The organism is Mucilaginibacter paludis DSM 18603, from assembly GCF_000166195.2.
Classification (GTDB): Bacteria; Bacteroidota; Bacteroidia; order Sphingobacteriales; family Sphingobacteriaceae; genus Mucilaginibacter; species Mucilaginibacter paludis.
The window spans coordinates 6,359,473-6,379,525 of the sequence record NZ_CM001403.1; the positions used below are offsets into that span (position 1 = coordinate 6,359,473).

Annotated in this window: 19 protein-coding genes; 8 read left to right on the forward strand and 11 right to left on the reverse strand. The window is 42.6% G+C overall.

Annotation, left to right across the window (positions count from 1 at the left end; all coding sequences use genetic code 11):
• Positions 1-361: 361 nt before the first annotated feature.
• Positions 362-1,666 (reverse strand): class II aldolase/adducin family protein, encoded by a 1,305-nt coding sequence (locus MUCPA_RS26700; RefSeq protein WP_040628125.1) that lies wholly within the window; start codon positions 1,664-1,666, stop codon positions 362-364.
• A 454-nt stretch (positions 1,667-2,120) separates the two neighbouring features.
• Between MUCPA_RS26700 and MUCPA_RS26705 the strand changes: the two genes are divergently transcribed.
• The 4 genes from MUCPA_RS26705 to MUCPA_RS26720 all read left to right on the forward strand — a co-directional run bounded on the left by MUCPA_RS26705 (position 2,121) and on the right by MUCPA_RS26720 (position 4,938).
• Positions 2,121-2,525 carry a hypothetical protein gene (locus MUCPA_RS26705; protein WP_008510680.1) on the forward strand — a complete coding sequence of 135 codons (405 nt, stop codon included), beginning with the start codon at positions 2,121-2,123 and terminating at the stop codon, positions 2,523-2,525.
• 151 nt (positions 2,526-2,676) lie between these two features.
• A complete protein-coding gene (mnmE, locus tag MUCPA_RS26710; RefSeq protein WP_008510681.1) occupies positions 2,677-4,083 on the forward strand; it encodes a tRNA uridine-5-carboxymethylaminomethyl(34) synthesis GTPase MnmE in 1,407 nt (468 codons plus the stop codon).
• A 452-nt stretch (positions 4,084-4,535) separates the two neighbouring features.
• Complete coding sequence (locus MUCPA_RS39610) at positions 4,536-4,631, forward strand: hypothetical protein (RefSeq protein ID WP_394330547.1); 96 nt, start codon at positions 4,536-4,538, stop codon at positions 4,629-4,631.
• Positions 4,632-4,659: 28 nt separating this feature from the next.
• A complete protein-coding gene (locus MUCPA_RS26720; protein ID WP_233276798.1) occupies positions 4,660-4,938 on the forward strand; it encodes a reverse transcriptase domain-containing protein in 279 nt (92 codons plus the stop codon).
• 101 nt (positions 4,939-5,039) lie between these two features.
• Here the strand turns inward: MUCPA_RS26720 and MUCPA_RS26725 are convergent, their stop codons facing one another.
• The 5 genes from MUCPA_RS26725 to MUCPA_RS26745 all read right to left on the reverse strand — a co-directional run bounded on the left by MUCPA_RS26725 (position 5,040) and on the right by MUCPA_RS26745 (position 13,068).
• Entirely contained in the window at positions 5,040-6,134 is a 1,095-nt protein-coding gene (locus MUCPA_RS26725; protein WP_233276901.1) for a TlpA disulfide reductase family protein, read from the reverse strand.
• Between the two features lie 143 nt (positions 6,135-6,277).
• The gene (locus MUCPA_RS26730) at positions 6,278-7,675 is read right to left on the reverse strand and encodes a RagB/SusD family nutrient uptake outer membrane protein (protein WP_008510683.1); all 1,398 of its coding nucleotides are present in this window, start codon (positions 7,673-7,675) and stop codon (positions 6,278-6,280) included.
• Between the two features lie 12 nt (positions 7,676-7,687).
• A complete protein-coding gene (locus tag MUCPA_RS26735; RefSeq protein ID WP_008510684.1) occupies positions 7,688-11,131 on the reverse strand; it encodes a SusC/RagA family TonB-linked outer membrane protein in 3,444 nt (1,147 codons plus the stop codon).
• A gap of 160 nt (positions 11,132-11,291) precedes the next feature.
• Positions 11,292-12,401 (reverse strand): FecR family protein, encoded by a 1,110-nt coding sequence (locus MUCPA_RS26740; protein ID WP_008510685.1) that lies wholly within the window; start codon positions 12,399-12,401, stop codon positions 11,292-11,294.
• Between the two features lie 88 nt (positions 12,402-12,489).
• Entirely contained in the window at positions 12,490-13,068 is a 579-nt protein-coding gene (locus MUCPA_RS26745; RefSeq protein ID WP_008510686.1) for an RNA polymerase sigma-70 factor, read from the reverse strand.
• 309 nt (positions 13,069-13,377) lie between these two features.
• Here MUCPA_RS26745 and MUCPA_RS38385 point away from each other — a divergent pair, with 309 nt between their 5' ends.
• From MUCPA_RS38385 to MUCPA_RS26760, 3 genes are all read left to right on the forward strand, one after another.
• Positions 13,378-13,563, forward strand: coding sequence for a hypothetical protein (locus tag MUCPA_RS38385; RefSeq protein WP_040626489.1), 186 nt, complete (start codon positions 13,378-13,380; stop codon positions 13,561-13,563).
• Between the two features lie 70 nt (positions 13,564-13,633).
• Entirely contained in the window at positions 13,634-14,413 is a 780-nt protein-coding gene (locus MUCPA_RS26755; protein WP_008510689.1) for an SDR family oxidoreductase, read from the forward strand.
• A 1-nt stretch (position 14,414) separates the two neighbouring features.
• The gene (locus MUCPA_RS26760) at positions 14,415-15,353 is read left to right on the forward strand and encodes a helix-turn-helix domain-containing protein (protein ID WP_008510691.1); all 939 of its coding nucleotides are present in this window, start codon (positions 14,415-14,417) and stop codon (positions 15,351-15,353) included.
• Between the two features lie 110 nt (positions 15,354-15,463).
• Here MUCPA_RS26760 and MUCPA_RS26765 read toward each other — a convergent pair whose 3' ends face one another.
• From MUCPA_RS26765 to MUCPA_RS26785, 5 genes are all read right to left on the reverse strand, one after another.
• Complete coding sequence (locus MUCPA_RS26765; protein WP_008510693.1) at positions 15,464-16,123, reverse strand: NAD(P)-dependent oxidoreductase; 660 nt, start codon at positions 16,121-16,123, stop codon at positions 15,464-15,466.
• 8 nt (positions 16,124-16,131) lie between these two features.
• Positions 16,132-16,962, reverse strand: a complete 831-nt coding sequence (locus tag MUCPA_RS26770) for an SDR family NAD(P)-dependent oxidoreductase (RefSeq protein ID WP_157543991.1) — start codon at positions 16,960-16,962, stop codon at positions 16,132-16,134.
• Between the two features lie 47 nt (positions 16,963-17,009).
• The gene (locus MUCPA_RS26775) at positions 17,010-17,987 is read right to left on the reverse strand and encodes a helix-turn-helix transcriptional regulator (RefSeq protein WP_008510696.1); all 978 of its coding nucleotides are present in this window, start codon (positions 17,985-17,987) and stop codon (positions 17,010-17,012) included.
• Between the two features lie 195 nt (positions 17,988-18,182).
• Positions 18,183-18,557 carry a DoxX family protein gene (locus tag MUCPA_RS26780; RefSeq protein ID WP_008510698.1) on the reverse strand — a complete coding sequence of 125 codons (375 nt, stop codon included), beginning with the start codon at positions 18,555-18,557 and terminating at the stop codon, positions 18,183-18,185.
• Between the two features lie 26 nt (positions 18,558-18,583).
• Entirely contained in the window at positions 18,584-19,567 is a 984-nt protein-coding gene (locus MUCPA_RS26785) for a quinone oxidoreductase family protein (protein WP_008510699.1), read from the reverse strand.
• A gap of 116 nt (positions 19,568-19,683) precedes the next feature.
• Here MUCPA_RS26785 and MUCPA_RS26790 point away from each other — a divergent pair, with 116 nt between their 5' ends.
• Complete coding sequence (locus MUCPA_RS26790; RefSeq protein ID WP_008510701.1) at positions 19,684-20,040, forward strand: winged helix-turn-helix transcriptional regulator; 357 nt, start codon at positions 19,684-19,686, stop codon at positions 20,038-20,040.
• Positions 20,041-20,053: the final 13 nt, after the last annotated feature.

The following is a 20,053-nucleotide window of genomic DNA, read 5'->3' on the forward strand; positions in this document are numbered from 1 at the left end:
CTTTTTGTGTCAAGACAAAAAGAACGGAGCCCTTCACGCGGCGATTGAGCGTGCCGATGCTATAAATTAAGAATACTGATTATTAATGCAATAATAGACGCCTTGATAATTGCCAATTTACCAAGACGACATTATAACCTGTAGTTTGCTGGTTTGTTTTTAATCAGAAAAGCAACAAAGCAAATGGGCTTTTATTACAAATTACGGCTCGGAATTCCAGCGGACAAACCAAAACTATTTTTACCCGCACTATTCGTCATGGTGCCATTTTTTATTTACCCATACAAAACGTTATAGAGCCAAAAAAAGAGGCTGAACCGTGCCCGATCCAACCTCAATCCAACATAAACCAATATATTAATTACTCCTTCACAAATGCGTGGCGTAGCTCTTCCACCTGTTCGTTATTGATTGGAACCAGGGTACCTATAGAAGCGCACAGCACTAATGATTTTGCGCTAAACTCTGCAACTTCGAGGTAATCAAATGTTTGTAGCAGCTTATCACCGGCAACCAACACACACGAGTTTTTAATAATAACTGCGGGATTATGTTTATGAATGATGCCAGCGATCTTATCCTGGTCTTTAAAGTGCAAACCAAAGTCGAGTGTGCTAACATCTTGTAAAAAAATCCAGCTTTCGGGTATGGTACGTACATTAAAAGTTTCGCCGGTAACTGCATAAGCCATCAGATAAGGCGATTGGGTAAGGATGATGGAATTGATTTCGGGGTGTTTGTTATAAATCTGCTGGTGCAGGTAAGTAGTACGGCTGGGGAATTTACCCGGCTCGCGTTGGTTATCTTTAATCTGTACGATATCATCAACGGTTAAATCCCAGCGCGGTACATCAGTAGGGGTAATTAAAAAATCATTGCCTCTCCAGCGGGTAGATACTGTACCGTACGAACTGATCATTAAACCTTGTGTACAAGCACGCTGAACAATGTCGCAAATTTCCAATCGTTTCTCCCTTTCGTCGGATGGATGGCTAACTGTTTTCATTTCTGGCAGCGGCGCAGGTATTTGTGCTTCAAAAGCGTTAATTTGTTTATCGGTTAGGTATTGCGGTGTACCTATGGTTTTGCCGTAAAGCAGGGTGCGCGCACAAAATTCCAGTGTTTCAAAACGTTCAAAAGTATCAGCCAGGTTACAGCCGCCAACCACTGTGCCATGGTTTTCCATAATTACGGCTTTATAGCCTTTGGTAAACTCCTGCGCTATTTTAGCGCCCAAAGCCTCGCTGCCCGGCAACTCATATTCGGCATAGCCTACAGGTCCGCAAACCCGGCTGGCCTGGGTAATAATTTTGGTGTTAGGCGTGGCCCTTACAATGCTGAACGATACCAATGCAGGGGGATGGGCGTGTATGATGGCGCGTATATCCGGGCGGATCTCGTAAATGGCTTTATGGAACGGGAATTCGGATGATGGTTTGTGGCATCCTATAATGGTACCGTCTTTTTTAATGCAAACGATATCTGATGGTTGCAGCTTTCCCTTATCAACTGCCGAAGGGGAGATCCAGATATCTCCATTATCATCCATTATGGAAATATTACCACCAGAAGTAGTGGTTAAACCCCTGCGGTAAATGCGCCCCATTACCAAGGCTATCTGGTTGCGTGGATGCATCAGTTGAGGTAGTAAAATATCGTTTTTCATTATCATCAAATCAAATTTGAAACAAGCACCATGCTTGCTTTTAATAAAGCAAATAATGCAACTATTCATAAGCCTGCAAATGACAACTGTCATATTTTTAAATAATACAAGTAATATTCTTTTTTTGGGGGAGAGGCATTAGCAGGATAGCCAGGCGCAATGGGATATTGGCCAGGGTAACGGTGGACAGCTGGACCTTTTTAAAAACGAGTGACTGCTTTTTTACTCAGTTAAACTACACTGTATCATGCATATTTGGCAATTGCTTATACCTCCAAAATGCGTTTAATGAATTTTGAATACTTTATTATAGCTTTTTAATAAAACCTACTAAGTTTATCAACAACCGGGCGCTTTGGCATACGTCTTGCAAAGTATAAGTAGCGTAAGTAAAAGTAGTTATTGTGTTAGTAATGTGTGTTTTACAGATGTGCTGAAATTTAATAGTAAAAATATGGATCATTTTAGAGAGATAAAAAATAACCTGAGCTGGCATGGCGAAGGGAAGTTTGAGGTTGAGCTTGTTAACGGGGTAATTACCAAACTGAATTTTAGTGAGCCCGACAAAGGTCCGGCCGATGTGGGTAAATGCCTTACCTCTACCAATTACAAGTTTCTACAGTCTGTCTATTCATCACTGGGCGATCTGTTTGCCTTTATAGAGGAAGAAAACAAAAGATTGGGTTACAGTTTTGCCCAAACGGGTGATATGCCCAAAGCGCGGGCCGCCGCACCAACAGAATATGCGTACCCACTTACTGGCGAAGCCAAACTAAGGCCGCTGATCAATTACGATCACCAGTCTGAATTAACTGATTCTCCGGTAAATGTCGATAAATTAATGATGGATATGGGGTAAACTCTACTACGTATTGTAATTGCAGCTACACCTCAAACCTTGCGGGACTATCGAACAAAGCTTCGTACATGAGTGTAATTCTACAGACTGCTGACCGAAGGCCCCGCGCTTACTATAGGAACATCCCTTCAAAATTGCGAGATTTGTGCCAATGTCACAAATTCCAGATCTTAATAAACCTGCCTCAACAAAAGAAGAAACCATTGTAGCCCTTGCTACTCCAAACGGAACGGGGGCAATCGGCATTATTCGCCTGTCGGGGCCCGACGCTATCGCGATAGCCAACAGTGTTTTTAAAGGTAAGGATTTAACCCAACAGGCATCACACACCATACACTTTGGTAACATAGTGGATGGCGAAGTGGTGTTGGACGAAGTGCTGGCGTCTGTTTTTATCGCCCCAAAATCGTACACCCGCGAAAACGTGGTCGAGATCTCGTGCCACGGTTCGGCATATATCATCGAGTCTATTATCAAGTTGTTTATAAGGCAAGGCGCGCGCGGTGCTAAACCCGGCGAATTTACACTGAGGGCTTTTATAAACGGACAGCTTGACCTGAGCCAGGCCGAAGCCGTAGCCGACCTGATCGCTTCCAACTCCAAAGCATCGCAGCAGGTGGCTATGCAGCAATTACGTGGCGGTTACAGCAATCAGTTGAAGCAGCTGCGTGATCAATTGGTTACCTTCGCATCGCTGATAGAACTCGAACTCGATTTTTCGGAAGAAGATGTTGAGTTTGCCAATCGCGGTCAGTTAAAACAACTGGTAGTTGATATCAGTAAAATGATAAACCAGCTTATCCAGTCGTTCGAGCTGGGTAATGCCATTAAACACGGCGTAAACACGGTTATAGCGGGCAGGCCAAATGCCGGTAAATCAACCCTGCTCAATGCCTTGCTTAATGAAGACCGAGCCATTGTAAGCCATATTGCCGGTACCACGCGCGATACCATAGAAGAAATACTCAACATTAATGGCATTAATTTCCGGCTGGTTGATACGGCAGGCCTGCGCGAAGCCACCGATACCATTGAAGCCATAGGCGTACAAAAAACACTTGAAAAGATAAGCCAGTCGGCCCTGTTGCTGTACGTTTTTGATGCCGAAGCCATGACCGGCGCCGATGTAGCGCTGGATTTGGAAAACCTGCTTCATCCCGGTGTCCCGGTAGTAGCCGTAGCCAACAAAATAGATCTGCTAAGCGATGGCAAACTTGCTGCCGGTTTTAATTTACCTGCCGAAGTGGAACTCATTACGGTATCGGCCCGCGAAAAACAACACATCGACCAACTGAAGCAAGTGATCTATAACAGTGCCGTACAAGGTAAACTGACCGGCAACGAAACCCTGGTAACCAACATACGCCACCTGGAGGCCCTGCAAAAAACCGAACAAGCTTTGGTAAGAGTGCTCAACGGAATAGATAACCCCATCACCTCCGATTTTTTGGCGATGGATATTAAGCAGGCCCTGCATTACCTGGGTGAGATTACCGGCAGCGTGACGACGGACGATTTGTTGGATAATATATTTTCGAAGTTCTGTATCGGTAAATAATTAGCCAAATTTTCACAAACTTTTTTCACTTAAAATGCTAAAAATCAACAAATTAAGCAAATTTATATTTGCTAATATATTTGGTTTTTTTGTGCCATTTTGCCTATTTTTGTACCTGAATTGTACCTCAAAGAGGGGTTTGTACCTTATGCTAAAAAGTGGGGCGAAATTATTGCGCTTATTTACACTTAAATGCACTTAGGTAAACTTATATCGAATATAATGGAGAGATTATGAGTTCCAATATCAAGGATAAACGGGATTTGCCAGCATTGCGTGTGCGAGTTTGAATAATAAGGGCGGCAGCAGCGGCCTGGTGCATTTTCTGGACAACGAGAACCGTACTGACCTCAATAAACAACCGGAATACTGGTTTACCACGAACGTACTAATATATTCTTTCCGATGAAGTAAGACCCGCCATTGACAATAACGTCGCCAAACTAAGTAAGGTGGACGCCAAGTTTTTCCTGGTCAATATCAGCCAAAGCCAGAAAGATATTACCTACCTCAAAGAGTGTTATTGCGAAAACGGTGCCAAAGAATAGCGGAAACAAAAGGCAGATAAGCACTCTTATGATTTCAGAAGAGAACGCTGCAAAATGGATGCTATTACACAATGCCACACTCCTTGGCAAGGGCATTCGCTCTCCAAAATGGGTTATGGAAGGAGATATTAAAGGTTGTTTTGATCACATCAGCCACGAATGGCTATTGGAGAATATCCCAATGGATAAAACCATGCTGAAAAAGTGGCTGCAATGTGGGTTCATCTTCAAAAATGAACTATTTCCGACAGAGGAAGGAACGCCGCAGGGAGGTATAATACTCGAATTTAAACATTCATTTAAGTAAGTTAAAGTGAAGCGTCTTACCGAAATCGGTAAGGCGCTTTTGATATCGATACTTTGCCTATGTGAGTATTTACTCAACAACAGAAAACAAATGATTGGCAGTTATTTAGAAAATATTTCTTCTAATTTTTTGTCCAGGTCATCTCCCCTTAGGTTTGTGGCTATTATTTTACCACGAGGGTCAATCAGGAAATTTTGAGGGATAGCTTTTACGCCATATAATTTAGCTACATCATTATTCCAAAATTGCAGGTCTGATAGCTGTGTCCATTCTAATCCATCCTTTTTTATGGCCGCCAGCCAGGCATCCTTTGCACCCGCGCGATCTAATGAAATGCCTAACATCGTGAAACCCTTATCCTTGAAGTGCTGATATGCTTTTACATAATTAGGATTTTCCGCACGGCATGGAGCGCACCAACTGGCCCAAAAGTCAACCAATACATATTTTCCTCTAAAATCAGTTAAACTAACAGGTTTGCCGGCTGTATCATTTTGAGTAAATACGGGTGCCATGGCACCTATGGCTGTTATGTGTGAAGATTCAATCATATTAGCAATTTTCTTCCCTGCCAATGTATTTTGCATAGCAGGCGATAACCCTTTAAATAATGGTTCCACTTTATTTAAATCCACTATGCCACCAATTACGGCGTTCATTAGGTATACACTTACATAGGAGTTAGGGTTAGCTTTGATGAATTTTTCATCGGCGGCTTCAACGCTTATAGTTACTCTTTCATATTTAGATTTCAAATCATTCATGAATGTAGTATCCCTTCTTTTTTCAGGTGATGCATTGCTGAAAGTTAACACTATATCATTCTGTATTTTCCATTCGGTCGCCACAAGCTTTTTATAATCGGAATATTCATCCGTAACTTTTGATCCGGTTACAGTTGCGTATTTGACAGAATCTTTTGCGATAACACTGATGTTTCCTCTTTCAATAAAAAAGTTAAAATTATCTGTATTGGCCGGGTTTAATTTATGGTGCCCAACGCCATGAGGATCTATAACCAATGACGCCATTGTAGGCTCCGCGACTGTCCCTTGAAATTTCACAATCCCGTTGTTAATTATTGCTGAATCGACTATGAGTTTGCCATCCAAAGGATAAGAAAAATAAGCCCTGGCAGGTGTATTATATTTAGTAACATTTATATTTAAGGAAAAACCGTTGTTTTGAGCCAACACCGTTACCGGGATAAACGCTAAAGCCCATAATATTATTCTTTTCATTTGTAGGTTGTTTTATTTTAAGGAAATTATAGAGGAGAATATTAAAAGATCAAGGAAGGATATCACAAACATCCTTCCTTGATTCCTAACCATGATTATTAATTATAACCCGGGTTTTGTGTAAGCAGGCTATTTAATTGACGTTGTCCTTGAGGTATTGGATATAGGGCTGCATTAGGCTGCCAGCCACTTTTTTCGGCAGTAAGTACAGTTCCCGCGTTTCCGGTTCTTTTTAAATCAAACCATCGGCTTCCCCATTCAAAACACATTTCGGTTTGCCTTTCATGCATAACGGCGGCCATTACAGCAGTTTGCGATGTTGCGCCAGTTGTGCTGTTCGGTAATCCGGCCCTTTTTCGTATCCTATTAATATCCGCTAAAGCCACACTCAAATTACCGAGGTGTGCAGCTGCTTCGGCATGGATCAGGTATACTTCGGCTAACCTGAATACCATATAACCCTCTACTGTTGTGCTGCTTGCCAGTACATTTTTATATTTGAAAGGATAATATAAGTTTTGTTTGTTGATTACTGTTGTTCCTACCCAGTCCTGAAGCCGTTGATCTCCCGGGTCGAAAGCATTTAACATCAATGGGGTTACCAAATAAGTTGGTGTAACGCCGCTACCCGGCACAAAAAGGTGCCCTTCCGTTGTAGCAAAGAAGGATTGCACAGCCGGAATTTGCCAAATTGCCTCGGTACTGCCGTCTAAAAATACGTTATTTAAATTATTCGTTAACACGTAGATACCGGAGTTAATTACGGAATCGGCTTCATTATAGGCCGCCTGCCAGTTACCCTGGTATAGATTAACCTTGGCTAAAAGCGTTTGAGCGGTATATAAGTTAGGACGTGCCCTGCCTGCCGAAGGGTAACTTGCCGGTAAATTCTTAGTGGCATAGTTTAGGTCGGCGATGACCTGGCTATAGATTGCGGAAGCGGCAGCCCTGGGTAAATATGCTGTTGTATTATAATCAGTTGAGGTAACCAAAGGCACACCACCAAATAAATTGACCATGTTGAAATAATAAAGTGCCCGAACAACCTTCATTTCCGCGGAAATTTGTTTAATGAATGAAGCAGATAAATTCTTATTGCCGCTTATCCCGTTCAGTACATCATTGGCCTGGTATAATCCTTTATAAGGTGATGCCCATAACGAGGCGACCTCAACGTTTACCGGGGCCAAGGTATAACTGTAAAATTGCTGCTGATCTGTGTTACCGGTATAAGACAGCTCGTCGGAAGATAGTCCTGTAGTTAACGTGAGGTTTGCATCACTATAACCAAAACCTGGTCCCTGACTGTTATAAGTATAAACTCCCGCTACGGCAGACATGGTGGTGGCGCTGTCTGCAAACTGCTCGGCCTGCGTAATTGCAGAAGGCGGATTTGCTGGTATTTCAATTAACTTTTTGCAGGAAACCAAAGTGAGGGCTGCAATTAACAAACTACCTGCCAGTTTTATATTTGTATTAAAAGATAATATTTTCATGATGATGATTACTTAAAAATGGAGGTTTAAACCAAAGGCGATAATGCGCTGTATAGGGACTAAGGTATAATTACCGGGTTCTTCAGGATCACCTACCTTATAGTTAGTGAGCGTGAGCAAGTTCTGTGCATTTAAATAAACACTGGCACCACGAATATGAACTTTCGTCAATAAAGCATCGGGCAAAGCATAAGATAACGCTACTGTTTTCATCCGCAGATAAGTATCAGTGCTATACACTCCGCTGGATTGATCGAAATCCAAGCCAGATGTGAATGCCGGTGAGAAGAAGCTGCTCGCCAATCGCTGAAGCGGCACGTTATCGCCAGGGTTTTTCCAGTAGTTATTCAGCACTGCTGTAGGTTTATTCGCCGTCAACGCTAAAGAATTGAAAGTATACGCTTCGGAGAGATAATTTGGGGCATTTTGCCTCGAGAACTGGCAGAAGATATAGAGGCTGAAACGTTTATAGCTGAAGTTATTGCCAAATCCTCCCATAAAATCAACCTCCCTGTTTGCAATTGGCACTTCATCGCCACCCTGCGCGGCGGTTCCGGAGGTGGGATTAGAAGTAACATTCCCATTTTTATCATAAAACTCAAACAGCCCGGTGGTAGGATTTACGTCTTTATACCGGTAACCGAATATAATAGAGGTAGGTTGGCCTATTACGTATTGCTGGGCATAAGAAGAGGATGCCAGGTTCGGGAATGCAAGCAGCTTATTCCGGTTAAAAGTTAAATTGAAATTGGTTGTCCAGGTAAAGTCCCTGGCTTTTATATTGGATGAAGTCGCCGAAAATTCAAATCCCTTGTTTTGGACAGTTGCATTCAGGTTTCCCAATACGGTGGTAAACCCGGTTTGTACAGGCAATTGATAGCCTACTAACTGGTTCCCTTCGCGGTCTCTGTAATAAGTTGCGTTTAATAACAAGCGATTATTAAAAAAACCAAAATCTAATGCAACGTTCAATGATTTTTTTGTTGCCCAGCTATAATCCGGATTATAAAGATTATAAGGGTAGCTTTGTTTTGTGCCCTGGAATGCAGGAGAAGAGGAAAAAGGCTGATACAATGCCTGGTATTGATAAGCCTGAATACCGTCGGAGCCGGTTGTGCCATAGCTGCCGGACAGTTTGCCATAACTTAAAAAAGGAAGGGCATCTTTGACTGCCTTTTCTCCGGAAAATATCCAGCCTGCTCCTATAGAACCGAAATTACCGAATTGAAGCCCTGGGCCAAAATTACTTGAACCATCCCTGTTACCTGTTGCTTGAATGATATATTTTTGATCATAAATGTATCTAAGTCGAGCAAATGCAGCACTGTACCTGTAAATGGATGAATTGTCCGAATCATATACCGTAGCCGCTCCAAGAATTGATCCCAGTAAATTGTCGTTAGTATAACCATAACCGGAATTGTTAGTTGAATTATTGGTGTTCTTTTTATAAGTTGAGCCCAACAAAGCGGTTAGCACTCCCCTCCCAATTGCTTTTGTATAATTCAGTTGCGGCTCAATATTGATGGTCTGGTAGTTGTTGGTGGCAAAGCTCGCATTAGCATCAGCATACGCTGGGTTTTGCGCTGAGGCAGGATCCTGGGAGTTTTCTGATGAGGTGTTTCGGCTATAACCCAAATTAGCGCCAATAGTTAAACCTTCCAGTATTTTATAAGACAGGTTTAACGACAGATTTAAATTGTAATTTTGAAGCTCGGTGGGCTGCTTTAATGCACTGTAGAATTGGTAGCTGCTTAAGTCAACCCCTTTATAGTTCCAGACTAAGTTGCCTGCCGGATCCAGCAAGTTAGGTAAATTGGGGGCTAATAAAATATCCTGCCCCCCGAAAGAAGCCGGAGCATTATTCTGATCGTAGCCGTAGTCGGTAACGAGGTCAATTGTAAAGCGTTTATCAACCGAGTTACTATGTAAAGCACTATGCAAAGTCATCCTTTGGTCGGCAAAATTACCGGGGAAATTATAATCAGACCGGGTATAGCCGGGAGAAATTATGAACGTGGTATTTGCATTCCCCCCGGAGAGGCTGGCGTGAATGTCCGTATTATTAGTCGTTTTACCATAAATGAGTTTTTGCCAGTTCGTGTACTTGTTTTGATCATAAATGGTCAGATCAGGTGCGTAAGCCAGGAAATTATTAGGATCGCTGGAGGGTGTAGCACCGTCGGCAGTGTACTGGTCCTTCCTGTATTGAAGGTATTGTTGGGTGTTCAATAATTGTACGGGACGGGCAGCCGAATTGAAGCTGGAATTAACGTTAAGGTCAAAGGTTGTTTTACCGGATTTTCCTTTTTTTGTGGTGATAATGATAACGCCATTGGAACCTTGCGTGCCGTAAATGGAAGTAGCATCTGCGTCCCTGAGGATACTGATACTTTCTATATCATTAGGGTTGATATTGTTAAAAGGGCTTATGCCGCCAGTTTGGCTAATACCGCCACTGGAAGGTAGCACATTGGCAACGCTGTACAGCTGACTTACGACATTGTTTTGCGGAGCAAATGGTACGCCGTCAATGATAAATAAGGGTTGATCATAACCTTTGTTAAGAGAGGTGTTAGGATTCAGCGTATTCTGTCCCCTTATCTGCACTAATACCTGTGACCCGGGCGTTCCAGTGGTTGAGTTAATAGCCAGCCCCGGAACCTGCCCTTGCAACGCCGTTAAAGGATTGGTTACCGGCTGCTTTTCTATTACATCGGCACTAACCGTAGTAACAGCGCCAACACTAAAGCGTTTAGATTCCGAACCATAAGCTATTATTTGGACTTGATCGAGCGCAGATGTACTCGTATGCAAAACAACAGTTAAATTTAATGTTTTACCATCTATAACTATATTACTTTCCGATTTGGCATAGCCAATATAGCTCACTATCAGGGTATATTTACCTTGTGGTACAGCAGGCAAATAAAAATCGCCTTTATTATCCGTTAAGGCATTGTACCTGGTTCCTTTTAAGCTTACTGATGCGCCAACTAATGGCTGGCCAAGGCTATCGGTGACTTTAACAAGAATATCTGCAGGAAGATTAAAAACTTTGCTTGCCTTGTCTTTAAGATTTGTTAATAACGAGGTTTCTTTTTGTTTTACTAATATACTTTTATTATCCACCTCGTATGTCAATGGCTGATCATGAAATAACTGTTTTAATACATCTTCAAGCTCTGCATTTTTAACCGTTATAGAAACCTTATTTGCAGATTTTAAAATCGTCGTAGAAATCATAAAATCATAACCCGTCTGCGCCTTGATGTCATCAAACACAGTTAACAGCGAAGCGTTTTTAACAGAGATGGTAACTTTTTGTCCGTAAGTAGCAGCGCTTACCTGTAAAATGGCGATTGCAATTAGTAAAGTTGTTAACTTCATCACTAACAGTAATTTAGAGATGCAGCCATGCGGCTGCACAAAAATTTTAGGGTAAAATTTGTACATTTGTTTGATTGGGTTTAGCGTGGCACCTTTTCATTGTCGAAGATGGGGCAGGTAAAACGCGGTTAATGAATAGTTTTAATTAAGAAATCCAAATCTTATAGCCATTCCGGTTACCGCCGGGGTGGCTTATCTTTGGAGCATTCCAAATAAAGTAGGCTTTTTACTTCGTTACCGTTATCCTCCTTCCTTCCACTTTAAAATGTACCTGATTGGAATAGCTCAGCATGCGTAATGCCTGGCTTATATTTTTGTATCTTGAAATTGTGCCGTAATAGCCATCGGTCGAAATTTTGCCTTCGTAAACAACGTCAACATCATACCAACGCTCAATCATCCTCATGATGGTTTGGATGTTTTCACCATCGCAACGCAATTCACCATCGCGCCAGGCTGTGGCATTCCGGATATTACCCGGCTCCACTTTTAATTGGTTACCACTCAAAATAGATTGCTGACCGGGCTTTAACATTACTTTTTTGCCATTGGCAGCAATACTTACACTTCCTTCAATTAAGGTGGTTTTCACAACAGGCTCATTATCATAAGCGTTGATTTCAAATTCAGTCCCAAAGTCTTCTGTTGTCTGACCGCGGGAAGTTGTATAGAATGGCATTTTGGCGTTTCGGCGCGGTTTTATAATAACATCACCCGTGGTTGAAACTGAACGGCAGTTGCCTTTGAAAACAGTTGGGAAGGTAATGGAAGATGCCGCATTGAGCCATACTTCTGTTCCGTCGGAGAGCGTGATTGCGCCCGTGCCCCCCGTCGGGGCCGAAACCGTATTAAACTGTATTTCTTCGTTGCCTGTGGCTAAAGCAGCATAAATAACTTTACCGTTTGAAACTTTACGAATAGCGGCTTGTCCCTGTTTTGCAATTTGTCCGTTTTTGGCGGCCGTTAAGTCGATCTTTTTGCCGTTTCCGAGGGTCAGGATTAATTTATTACTGCCCGGACCAATATCATGTACTTGGTTTTGTGCCATCTGTTGAGTTGGCTTTAATTTAATGAAATACAATGCCGCTGATAAGCCTATAATGACGCTTGCCGCAGCGGCTACTTTTGTCCAGGCTGGAAAACGGTGGAAGGTTGTTGCCGGCTTGGGAAGTTCATCCCAAACTTCTTCGATGATCTTATCGTAGCGTTCTTCTGAAAGATCAAGCGGATCGTCATTGTAGCTAAACAGCAATTTCTCGACGGTTGCTTTTTCTTCGTCGGTCGCGGTGCCATCTTTATACCTCGTAAGGAGTTCTTTCGCTTTTTCGTATGACATAGCTGTTAAGTGAATGTTAACATTAATTAAAAGCTATGACAAGGAACGATGGGTATACCCATAGAAAGAAAATAAAAAAAAGTAAAATTTATTTATTGGCCAGATAGAGCAGGAAAAATACCAAACCGAGCTTGGTGCGCAATCGGAATAAAGCATTAGAAACCTGGTTTTCTACAGTACGTTCGGAGATGTCCAGTTTTTCGGCGATTTCTCTATAGCTCAAATGTTGTTTGCGACTCATTTCAAATACGACCCGCATTTTGGGTGGTAAGGGCTGAATTTCTTTTTCAATTAAGGCCATTAATTGATTTTCACGGATCAAATGATCGGTATTCGCTACTATGCCCGGCAAATTGTCGGCTACATAGCTGACAAATTTCGATTTCACGTTCTCACGCAAGAAATAATTGACGATCCGGTTATTGATGGCAGAAAAAAAATATCCTGAAATATTGGTGCTGAAAACCGTGGTTTCACGCTTATCCCAAAGCTCGGTAAAGAATTCCTGGGTGATGTCTTTGGCTTGTTCTTCGTCGCGCAACTTTTTCATCGCGTAGCTGAAAAGCAGACGAGAGTAGCGATGGTACAATTGCTCATAAGCCCGGTGATCACCGCTTATTAACAATGCTGATAATTCGTTGTCCGATAATGTCAAATAGTCCCTCATCGCTGTATTTGCAAAACGAATATACACAATTATTTTTTCGCATTGATTTTCAGTGTGATAAAAATAATATAAGGTAAGTATTTACAGGCGTTTAAATTAATTGCGCCAGTTTATTTATTTCATTTAATGGCAAGCTTGAGTTAGTAACCGAATAATCAAACATGCTCTTATTCTCAAATGCTGTAACCGATCTGTCTTCAGCCGGAAATATCATCTATGGTTATAATGAGCTGAATGCCTTATTTTACAGAATGTTCAGATCATCTGCGGTAACATAACTGGTAGCTTTACAGACTACTATTTTGAAAATTGGTATTAATTACCATCGTGCTACCCGGAAAACATTTAAAGGGATTGACCATTCAGGCCCCTGGAATAAAGATAAAGGCGGCAGCCCCTAATTGGTCGCCAGCGCCATTATTGACTATTTTAAAAATAAAATTAAAATTAAAACCGATGCTTTACTTGCCTGCACTTTTCGTTGCTTTTGGCTAACGCAATAGTGGAATCGGTTAAACATCATTCCTACCAATCAGGCAATTTTGTATCATTAAATTATACAACAATGGAATTAAAAAACAGCACCATACTAATCACCGGCGGCAGCAGCGGCATCGGGCTCGAATTCGTAAAGCAATTGATAGCACAGGGGCCCGCAGCTATCCTGATCACCGGCAGGGACATGTCCCGCCTGGAGCAAGTCAGGCAGCAATACCCGCAGATACATATTTTCCAGAGCGATGTCAGCGACCCCGAAGCCATTAAGCAATTAGCGGAAACGGTTACGGCGCAATTCCCGGCATTGAACATCATCATCAATAATGCAGGGATCATGCGTAACATCAACCTGTTGGATACGGGTCAGCGGGACATCACAGCCGAAATAGCCATCGACCTTTCCGGCCCCATTTTGATGGTGCAGCAATTCCTGCCGCACCTGCTCACCCAGCCAGCGGCTGCGATTATCAACGTCTCATCGGGGCTGGCATTTGTTCCTTTCCCAATCTCGCCGGTTTACAGCGCCGCAAAGGCGGGACTGCGCGCCTATACCCGTGTGCTACGCCTGCAACTAAAAGCCACTAAGATCAAGGTTTTCGAACTCGCCCCGCCAAGTACGGAAACCCCATTGCAAAAAGAGTTTACTGGCTTAGTGGATAGCAACCAGAATATGGCTGCAAACAAAATGATTGTTATCGCTATCAAAGGAATACTAAACGATCAGTTGGAGATCAAACCAGGACTTTCCAAAGTGCTCAAACTCATGAGCAGGCTGATGCCGGAATTCTTCCTTAATTTTCTGGATAAGACCTTACAAAAAGCACGGTCGAAAAACTTACATTCGTAATATGAGCAGTGTTGCACCATACAGGGTAAAAACCATTACCGAATTTCACCGGCTGAACAGCCTGCCCGGGCCGCTGCATCCGCTCATCAGCCTGGTGGACTATGCCATGATCCGCCATCCGCAGGAACGAAGCGGGTTAAGCGTAGTATTCGATTTTTATTCGATCTCGGTCAAGCGGGGGCTGAACTATAAAATGATCTACGGGCAGCAATCCTATGACTTTGACGAGGGCATCCTGTTTTTTCTGGCGCCCGGACAGGTGCTGCGGGTTGAGCTCAATGAATATGCCAACAATGAACCCTCGGGTTGGTTGCTGTTGCTGCATCCTGATTTTCTGGCTAATACGGCCCTATCGAAAAACATCGGGTATTACGGTTATTTCGGCTATTCGGCCAATGAGGCGCTTTTCTTGTCCGAGCGGGAAGAACAGATCCTGAATGGATTGATCAATCACATCCGGCAGGAATGTGAGGCTTATACCGACCGGTTTTCCCAGCAGATCATCGTAGCGGAACTCGAAGCGCTGTTGGGCTACGCGGACCGTTTCTATCATCGCCAGTTTATCACCCGGCAAAGCGGTAGCCACCAGGTGCTGGGCCGCCTGGAAACCTTGCTGGACCAATATTTCGGCAGCGAAGAGCAGCTGCTCCATAGTATCCCCACGGTTCGGTTTGTAGCCGAAACGCTCCATACATCACCTAATTACCTCAGCGGCCTGCTGAAAGCGCTGACCGGCTTAAATACCCAGCAGCATATCCATGAAAAACTCATCGCAGCTGCGAAACTGAAACTTTCAAATACCGATCTGACGGTGAGCGAGATTGCCTATAGCCTCGGTTTCGAACATGTGCCGTCCTTTAGTAAATTATTTAAGCAAAAAACAAGGCAATCACCCGTGGCCTTCAGGCAGAGTTTCCAAAATGGCTTTACGGAAAACTAAAGTAAATTTGGCAATTAAATCTTTTTTTGCAAATTCTTCAATTTGTTCGGTTTCTGCAGATCAAATGGCGAGAATGTTTGTACAACCAGAAAGTGGGATGTTTTTGACAGCTATATTTCTGACAACATAGGAGCTTTGTGAATATAAGTTTCACTGTATAAATTATCAATAAAGAATTTAGCCAGCAGTTTCCGGCTCATCTGGAACGGCTTCGGCGTATGGTCATAGGTAACTGCTATTTTTCCTGCAGTTACGTTTTCATTCAACCCGACCGGCCTGGCAATTGTCCAGTCTGTCCCGGACGCCTGAACTAAACGTTCCTGCGCGTTATGGTCAGCAAATATAACTTTGAAATTGGTCAGCTTCACCAATAGCTTCACATACCATGGCGCATATTTCCAGGAATCTCCGACCCCGACAGATGATAAGATTAAAATACGTTTAACTCCATATTCGTTCATTACCTGTAATACATTGATCATGCTTCTTTCCAGAACACGCGGAGCATTTATTTTTCTGAAAGAAATGGCTTCTCCCCTGGTTAAAGGGCTTAACAAACTGAGAACGGCATCGCAGCCTTTCATGGCCCCGCGGATATCATCAGCGTTTGTCGGAAGGCCTGTAACAATGGTTAAGTCATCTGATGTAACACCGATCTTAGCCGGATCTCTAACTAATGCAACTACTTGGTAACCTTTTGCCAATGCGAACGGTATGGCATGTTTGCCGGTTCTCCCGGTAGCGCCCAATATTAAAATTCTTTTCGACATGATCTTTTCTATGCGTTTAATTTGCCAATCTTCAGGCTTTCATCCCATAGCTTAACTGCAACAGCTACATCTAAATTTATTTTTTCTTTAATTGCCGGCTTTGCAACCTTTGGATAAAAATAGCCTGAATCTTTGCCACCTGTCTCAGCCAGTGCAATAACGTTTATAATGGCCTTTTCAATACTATTAGCCAATATTGGTCCCAGAACCAGAAACACAAGTTTCATAAAGCCTTTAACATTTCTATCAATACCGGTTTTCACCATTCCGGCATTGACGACATTAATCGGTATCGTGCTGCCATATCGTTTACTGAATTCCTGGGCATGCATGTGAATGGCAAGCTGATTTTGCCCTATACTTTTAAACAGGGAATAATTGGTTTTCAGATGTAAGTCATTAAAGTTTATAGTGGCACCTTTCCTAAGTGGCCCCCCTACAATAATTATTTTGCCTTGTCCGTGTTTTAATTCATCTAATAAAAGATGATCCAACATGAATTTACATAGATAGTTTACAGCAAAGCTCCCATACAACCCTTCTTTCGTTTCGCATCTTTCAGAATTTAGTACCCCGGTAGCCTGGATGAAGATATCTATTTTATTGGTTAATTTTTTTATTGCCGTAGCGAGGTCTTTAATTCCGTCTACAGAGGAAACATCAGCGGCGATAAATCTTGCAGTGGAACCATTTGTGCTCGAAAGCTCCATCGCAATTTTCTTACCTTTAGCGGAGTCGCGGCCCTGGAAGATGATATTATTGCCTTGTTGAGCAAGTGCTGAGGCAACAGCATAGCCAATGCCCCCGGTTCCCCCGGTAATTACAATTATTTTCCTCATGGAGCCAAAGGTAAGCGGCATTTGTGGCTATGAATAGCCCGTACAGGTTAACTAATAGCCCGATCGGGTAGCAATGTTTGATTCGGCAGATAGCCAAACTGCTTTTTATAAGCCTGCGAAAACTTACTCAGGTTATTATAGCCTATTTTCAAACCCACTTCACCAATGGTATGCTTTCGTCCTTCAATCAACTTCCTCGCATAAGCTAACCGGTGATGTTGATAAAATTCAAAAACCGGCATACCGAAAACTGAACTGAACAGCTTTTTTAGCTTGGAAGGACTCATCGCAGCTTGTTTTGCCAGAACTTCAATGGTTGGATAGTTGATTTCTTTATAGCTCAGCAATTGTTCCCTGATCCTGAAAATGGCTTCAATATCACTTTGATATTTAAAAGTAGAAAAATTTGCCCCCGCCTCTAAATCAAAAGCTAAAAAAAGATCGCTAAGCATATCATAAGCAATGGCTTTCATACGCAAATGAAATGCGCCGGAAGCTATTTTAAAAGTAAACAGATTTAATGCGGACTGTAATATCGCAGGCGTGACATTTTCAAATCTGAAAAAAGGCGAATCGAATAATCGTTTTTCTGAAAATATGGAGTTGGAAGGAAATGTCTGCCTGAGCCAGTCGGCATGCATAGCAAAAGATAGAATCTTAAATTGTTGCTGGATCTTAAATATTGATCGTAATTGCAGGCGTGAATTACATAGCAAAACTCCAGGAGTTGTTATTTGGTAATATTCAAAGCCAGATTTAACAGCCGTATCCAAACTATATTCGGGCAGGTATAATTTCATAAACAGGTAATCCGGCGGTAGATGATCCTGTAATTTCGGGATACTAACATTTGATTTCACCTCGGTCAAAATCATGATCAGGCCATTTTCCAACGGAAATAGCCTGATCGTCCCCTGGTCGGCTGAACCATCTAACAACAAGCTGCCGTTTTCGATGGTAGCGCCAATTCGAACAGCGAGAACTGCAAGCCATTGCTCAGGGCTATCGAAGGGAGAATAAACCATGATCAAAGATACATTAACATTTTCGGGAAAAATGTTTGCAACTCCGTCCGCTGAATACCGGATAGAATTCGACCCGCTTTTTAGAGAATCTTCATTGAGCAAGTTGCTATGTATTCATGCCGCAGGCAGAGTGAACTTGACGAAGCGGTGAAAAACGGCTGTTCGATGTGAACAGCCGTTTTTTTTAATTACACTTTAATTAGTTTTTGCCAGTGCAATCCTATGGTAGGTAACATAAGATACCAACAAGATCACCAGCATAATTAAGGGTGCTACCATATTAAAAACCGGGTCGCCAGCGTTATAATGGGCAATTACCGCAGATGTAAAACTTATGAAAAACCCAAAGTAGGCCCATTCTTTCATCCGCGCGGGTATTGAAGGAATAGCTACAGCGAATGCGCCCAGCAACTTGGCCACTCCAAGTTCTACACGGAACCAGTCATGAAACCCGAGGTGGGCAAAAATGGCTTTGAAGGCCGGGTTAAAAAAATAATTGATAAATGTGGCGCACATCCCCAGCACAAGAAGGCCGGTAGAGATCCAATACACGATTTTTTGAATTTTCATGATTTTTGTTTTTGAATGAATAATAATTACGGACGGAGGATGATACTGCCTGTGGTTTTGCGTGATTCAAGATCGGCATGTGCTTTCCCTGCATCGGCTAACGCGTATATGCTTGTGTTTTGAACATTCAATATGCCTGCTCTCAACAAATTAAATATTTCAGTGACCGCTAAAGTTATCCTTTCCCGATCTTCCAGGTATTGATAAAGGGCCGGATTTGCATATTGAATGTTCCTTTGCTCCATTGCTTCTGCGTTTATAGCAGGCATGCCAGAAGGCCAGCCGTACAATACCGCACTGCCCCCGGCTTTGATCAAGTCAACAGATTTTTGAAAAGTGGCCTCACCGGTACCATCATATACCGCATCCAGGCCTTTGCCTTGAGTGATGTTATTGACTACATCAGCAAAATCTTCGGATTGCAAGTCGACGACATGCTCAAAACCACGCTTTAAGGCAAGCTCTTTTTTAGCGGCACTTCCTACTGTCCCGATAACTATCGCACCCAAGGCCCTTGCCCAATTGCTCAATAAAGTCCCGACCCCACCTGTCATTGCATGTATCAAGACCATATCGCCCGCCCCTAAAATGTAAGCTTGTTTGAGGAGCATGTGGGCAGTGAGCCCCTTAACTAAAACGGCAGCAGCCTGATCAAAAGTGATGTCATCAGGAAGTTTAAATAGACCAGTTGCAGGAATAATCCTGCTTTCTGCATAAGCCCCAATAGCAAAAGGATAAGCCACACGGTCGCCAATGGCAAAATCCTTTACGCCAGGTCCTACAGCTTCAATAATACCAGCCGCCTCCGAACCTACGGGTGCGGGGTAGGCATCCATCGGAAACGTTCCGTTTCTGAAAAAAACATCTACGAAATTTACCCCAATGCTTTTTTGGGCAATTAAAACTTCTGCTTCACCCGGCTCCGGCAGCGTTACGGTTTGATAGCTCAAAACATCCGGTGATCCGGCCTGTTCAATAAGCACTACCGCGCTTGATTTTTTTGTATTCATTTTAATTCTTTTATTAATTTCTTGTATCGCAAAGTTAATCCATGTAACTTTACAAAAGGAATGGCTGTCCCAAAGGGAAGTCGCTTCCCAAAAGGAACTTACTAATAAGAATAATAATGGAAATGATCTCAAATGCCTGTTTACAACGGTTTAAGGCGATAAATGATGTGAAAGATATCTTGAGCGGAAAATGGAAAATCATGATCATCGCAAGCCTGTCCGTATTTGGAGAAAAGCGCTATACCGAACTACAGCGGATCATTGATGGTATAGGAACTAAAATGCTGTCAAAAGAATTACAAGAACTCGAAATAAACGGATTAATCAAGAGGACTGTTATGGACACCAAACCTGTTACCGTTAAGTATGAGCTTACTGCCTATGGAAGTACACTTAAACCTATTATTGATGAAATGGCTTCCTGGGGAAGCCAGCACAGGGTTAAAGTTATTCAGGAGATAGCCGAGAAATAAAGCCCCTGCAATT

What these genes read in the sequence shown, in the direction of transcription:
- MUCPA_RS26760 (WP_008510691.1), top strand. Translation starts at nt 14,415, where the DNA reads ATGAGCAGTGTTGCACCATACAGGGTAAAAACCATTACCGAATTTCAC.
- MUCPA_RS26765 (WP_008510693.1), bottom strand. Translation starts at nt 16,123, where the DNA reads ATGTCGAAAAGAATTTTAATATTGGGCGCTACCGGGAGAACCGGCAAA.
- MUCPA_RS26730 (WP_008510683.1), bottom strand. Translation starts at nt 7,675, where the DNA reads ATGAAAATATTATCTTTTAATACAAATATAAAACTGGCAGGTAGTTTG.
- mnmE (WP_008510681.1), top strand. Translation starts at nt 2,677, where the DNA reads ATGTCACAAATTCCAGATCTTAATAAACCTGCCTCAACAAAAGAAGAA.
- MUCPA_RS26705 (WP_008510680.1), top strand. Translation starts at nt 2,121, where the DNA reads ATGGATCATTTTAGAGAGATAAAAAATAACCTGAGCTGGCATGGCGAA.
- MUCPA_RS26770 (WP_157543991.1), bottom strand. Translation starts at nt 16,962, where the DNA reads ATGAGGAAAATAATTGTAATTACCGGGGGAACCGGGGGCATTGGCTAT.
- MUCPA_RS26740 (WP_008510685.1), bottom strand. Translation starts at nt 12,401, where the DNA reads ATGTCATACGAAAAAGCGAAAGAACTCCTTACGAGGTATAAAGATGGC.
- MUCPA_RS26790 (WP_008510701.1), top strand. Translation starts at nt 19,684, where the DNA reads ATGGAAATGATCTCAAATGCCTGTTTACAACGGTTTAAGGCGATAAAT.
- MUCPA_RS26775 (WP_008510696.1), bottom strand. Translation starts at nt 17,987, where the DNA reads ATGGTTTATTCTCCCTTCGATAGCCCTGAGCAATGGCTTGCAGTTCTC.
- MUCPA_RS26780 (WP_008510698.1), bottom strand. Translation starts at nt 18,557, where the DNA reads ATGAAAATTCAAAAAATCGTGTATTGGATCTCTACCGGCCTTCTTGTG.
- MUCPA_RS26755 (WP_008510689.1), top strand. Translation starts at nt 13,634, where the DNA reads ATGGAATTAAAAAACAGCACCATACTAATCACCGGCGGCAGCAGCGGC.
- MUCPA_RS26745 (WP_008510686.1), bottom strand. Translation starts at nt 13,068, where the DNA reads ATGAGGGACTATTTGACATTATCGGACAACGAATTATCAGCATTGTTA.
- MUCPA_RS26735 (WP_008510684.1), bottom strand. Translation starts at nt 11,131, where the DNA reads ATGTACAAATTTTACCCTAAAATTTTTGTGCAGCCGCATGGCTGCATC.
- MUCPA_RS26785 (WP_008510699.1), bottom strand. Translation starts at nt 19,567, where the DNA reads ATGAATACAAAAAAATCAAGCGCGGTAGTGCTTATTGAACAGGCCGGA.
- MUCPA_RS26720 (WP_233276798.1), top strand. Translation starts at nt 4,660, where the DNA reads ATGATTTCAGAAGAGAACGCTGCAAAATGGATGCTATTACACAATGCC.
- MUCPA_RS26700 (WP_040628125.1), bottom strand. Translation starts at nt 1,666, where the DNA reads ATGAAAAACGATATTTTACTACCTCAACTGATGCATCCACGCAACCAG.